Source organism: Planomonospora algeriensis (genome assembly GCF_977012225.1).
The window spans coordinates 1-3,607 of record NZ_CDRNDK010000562.1; the positions used below are offsets into that span (position 1 = coordinate 1).

Here is a 3,607-nt window from a genome sequence, read left to right on the forward strand (position 1 = left end):
GGCCAGCGCCGCCGAGCGCGCCTCCGCAGCGACCGCGGCGGTGGCCCGCACCGGTCCGGGCCGGTCCGCCGCGCCGCTCACCGCCGTCCGGCCTTCTTCGCCTCCTTCGCCGCCTGGGCCGCCTCGGCCTTGGCACTGGCGGCGTACTTGTCGACGTACTCCTGGCCGCCGAGCTCCATCAGCGCGTACATGATCTCGTCGGTGACGGCGCGCAGGACCAGCCGGTCCTCCTCCATGCCGTAGTAGCGGGAGAAGTCCAGCGGCTTGCCGAACCTCACGCCCGGGCGGATGCCCAGGCGCGGGAGGGGGCGGCCGGGGGGCATCATCTCGAAGGTGCTGACCATCGCCCACGGGATGACCGGCGCGCGGGACTCCAGCGCCAGCCGCGCCACACCGGTCTTGCCCTTGTAGAGGCGGCCGTCGTGGGAACGGGTACCCTCGGGGTAGATGCCGAGCACGTTGCCCTCGCTCAGCACGCGCAGGCCGGTGCGGATCGCCGCCTCACTGGCCTTGCCTCCGGAGCGGTCGATCGGCACGGTGCCGACGCCGCTGAAGAAGGCCCGGCTGAGCATCCCCTTGAGGCCCCTGCCCGTGAAGTACTCGGCCTTGCCGAGGGAGATCACCTTGCGCGGAAGGAACAACGCCCCGAAGAAGTGGTCGGCGAACGACAGGTGGTTGCCGGCCAGGATCACCGGGCCCTCCTTCGGCACGTTCTCCACCCCCTCCTCCCAGGGGCGGAAGATCACGCGGAGAAGGGGCGCGAGGATGGCCTTCACCACCCAGTAGAACACTCGATGCTCCTTTGGTTGACAGGAAGCGACCTGGAGTTATCTTCCCACCTCGAGGCTCCGTCACCTACACCGCCAAACCGCACAAATCACCCTCTCGCAAAACAGGCCCCGAACATGCGACGATCAGGCAAGCCTGACAAGGAGTCACAATGCCAATCATGTCCGGCGCGGAACCGTACCACCACGCGGGGGGTCCGGTCGGGGTGCTGCTCTGCCACGGTTTCACCGGCTCTCCGCAGTCGCTGCGCCCCTGGGCGGAGCACCTGGCCGAGGCGGGGCTGACCGTGGCGCTGCCACGGCTCCCCGGGCACGGCACCACCTGGCAGGAGATGAACCGCACCCGCTGGGAGGACTGGTACGCCGAGCTGGACAAGACGCTGGCGGACCTGCGGGGGCGGTGCCCCGAGGTCTTCGTGGCGGGCCTGTCACTGGGCGGATGCATGGCGCTGCGCCTGGCCGAGGTGCACGGCGAGGGCATCAGGGGCGTGGTCGTCGTCAACCCCTCGATCGCCAACGACGTCCCGCTGCTCAAGCTCGCGCCGCTGCTGCGGTTGTTCGTCCCCTCGGTCCAGGGGGTCGCGGGCGACATCAAGAAGGAGGGGGCGGTCGAGGTGGGCTACACGCGCACCCCGGTCAAGGCCGCGGCGAGCCTCCCCCGCCTCTGGGCGCTGACCCAGGCCGAGCTGGACAAGGTGACCCAGCCCGTCCTGGTCTTCCACAGCCCGCAGGACCATGTGGTCAAGCCGACCAGTGTGCGCATCCTCCGTGAGAGGCTGACCGGGGGGAATCTGGACGTGGTCGAGCTCGCCGACAGCTATCACGTCGCGACACTCGACAACGACGCCGACCGGATCTTTGCGGAGAGCCTGGAGTTCATCAGGACGAACGCCTCTGTACCCTTGCAGAGAGACTGATCGCCAGCGGGGGATGCGCGGTCTCCGGAGAAGGAAGTGATCAGGCCATGAGCGACGGGCCCAGCTAGGTGACACCGCAGAGCGACGAGGACGAGGTCTGGCGGCAGATCGTCGCGTCCTTCAACGACACCGCCGAGCGCGACTCGGCCGACCAGCCGTGGCCGGACAGCGAGAACCTCCCCGCCGACCCCCCGCGCCGGGTGGTCAGGACCCCGGAGGACGACCGCCTCCCGGCGGCGGGGGAGGACGGCCGCACCGGCGCCGACCTCGACGCCGAGGCCGAGGCCGACACCGACACCGACACCGGGCAGGAGGAGGACGACGAGGGGCACTACGTTCCTCCTCCGCCGCCGCCGCTGCCCAAGACCGACGCCACCGCGAAGATCGCATGGACGGCCCTGTTCGGCGGTCCCGCCTACCTGCTGGTGACCGTCACGGCCGGGTGGGAGCTGCGCGGCTGGGCGCTGTTCACCGCGGTCGCCGCGTTCATCGGCGGCTTCGTGGCGCTGGTGGTGCGGATGGGGGACGGCCCGCCCGGCGGCTCCGGCTGGGACGACGGCGCCGTCATCTGAGCCCGGCGCGTCAGGCCGCGCCGGGTCTCACGACCTGGACCGGGCGGACCCCTCCTGGCCGGCCGGGCTCTTCGTCGCGAAGCGCTCGATCACGTCGGTGTAGCGCCCGTTGCCGTCCACCACGTGGCCCACGGTCCAGACCGTGCCCGTGCCGGGCAGGTAGGCCGCCGACTGGAGCCGGATCGTCCGGGGGGCCGAGGACGGGGCACCGCGCAGCGTCTTGACCTTGCGGCCGTCGTAGCGCAGCAGGAACGCCTCCCCCGGACGCGTCAGGTCGACCCCGGAGATCCAGAAGCGGCTCTTGCGGTCGCCGGTCACGCCGTACAGCCGCACGTCCTGCTCGGGCAGGTCCACCCTGGACCACTTCTTGCCGTTCCAGGACAGGACCAGCGGGACGACCTGCCCCGAGTCGCGGTAGACGCCTCCGACGGCCAGCGCGCGCTTGGACCCGTTGAGGTGGACGTCGCGCAGGTAGCCGCCGGGGATGTCCGGGGCGGGGAAGGACTTCCACTGCCCGCCGGACAACCTCATGATCAGCGGTTCGCCTCCGGTGTCGCCGACCGCCCAGCCGTCGCCCTTGGCCGTCACCGCGACGCCGTACAGCGTGCCGCGTCCTCCGGCGGCGGTGAGCGTCCACTTCCCGCCGGAACCGTTGACGATCAGCGGCTGACCGGCACGGCGGCCGACGGCGACCACCCGCTCCGGAACGGCCGCCACCCCGCCCAGCCAGTCGCCCACGTGCAGTGTGTCGACGGTGACCCGGTCGAAGGCCGAGCCGTCCCCCTTCGCCAGGTACGGCAGGCCGTCGTGGCCCTCTCCCACCGCCCACAGCTCGGTCGCCGACGCCGCCGCGACCGAGCGCAGGAGCCCGGCCCCGGTGGGGTCGTTGCGGATGGGGACCTCGGTCCAGGTCCGGCCGTTCCAGTGGGTGATGGCCCCTCGGCTCTGCCAGACGTCCCACACGCTCTGCTGTCCCACCGCCCACACGTTCCCGGCGGAGAGCCCGGCGACGTCGGACAGCGACCCGTCGCTGCTCAGCCGGGCGGTGGCCGGTGCCTGCCAGGCCTCCGCCGCGGGTGGGCGGACGGGATCGGCGTGCGCGGCCGGCGCGTGGAGGAAGGGCAGGAACAGGCCTCCCGCGCACAGCGCCAGGGCACGCCGCGGAAGGCGACGGGTCATGCACCAAATGGTACGGGTGATGCCCGCTCCATGTGCGCGGCTCCCCATCTCCGGCCCCATCCCCGACCGTATCCCCGACCGCATCCCCGGCCCGTCCTCGCGCCGCGCGTCCCGGCGCGGACGCGTAGCCGCCCCGCCCCGGGCCGCCCCC

At 72.1% G+C, this 3,607-nt stretch carries 4 protein-coding genes; 2 read left to right on the plus strand and 2 right to left on the minus strand.

Annotation, left to right across the window (positions count from 1 at the left end):
• Positions 1-77: 77 nt before the first annotated feature.
• Positions 78-791, minus strand: a complete 714-nt coding sequence (locus ACWJ6R_RS32430; RefSeq protein WP_449065872.1) for a lysophospholipid acyltransferase family protein — start codon at positions 789-791, stop codon at positions 78-80.
• 149 nt (positions 792-940) lie between these two features.
• On the opposite strand from ACWJ6R_RS32430, the gene ACWJ6R_RS32435 reads away from it, so the two are divergent.
• Both ACWJ6R_RS32435 and ACWJ6R_RS32440 read left to right on the plus strand, forming a co-directional pair.
• A complete protein-coding gene (locus ACWJ6R_RS32435) occupies positions 941-1,705 on the plus strand; it encodes an alpha/beta hydrolase (protein ID WP_449065873.1) in 765 nt (254 codons plus the stop codon).
• 68 nt (positions 1,706-1,773) lie between these two features.
• Entirely contained in the window at positions 1,774-2,277 is a 504-nt protein-coding gene (locus ACWJ6R_RS32440; RefSeq protein ID WP_449065874.1) for a hypothetical protein, read from the plus strand.
• A 27-nt stretch (positions 2,278-2,304) separates the two neighbouring features.
• Here ACWJ6R_RS32440 and ACWJ6R_RS32445 read toward each other — a convergent pair whose 3' ends face one another.
• Positions 2,305-3,456, minus strand: a complete 1,152-nt coding sequence (locus tag ACWJ6R_RS32445) for a hypothetical protein (protein ID WP_449065875.1) — start codon at positions 3,454-3,456, stop codon at positions 2,305-2,307.
• Positions 3,457-3,607: the final 151 nt, after the last annotated feature.

What these genes read in the sequence shown, in the direction of transcription:
- ACWJ6R_RS32435 (WP_449065873.1), top strand. Translation starts at nt 941, where the DNA reads ATGCCAATCATGTCCGGCGCGGAACCGTACCACCACGCGGGGGGTCCG.
- ACWJ6R_RS32445 (WP_449065875.1), bottom strand. Translation starts at nt 3,456, where the DNA reads ATGACCCGTCGCCTTCCGCGGCGTGCCCTGGCGCTGTGCGCGGGAGGC.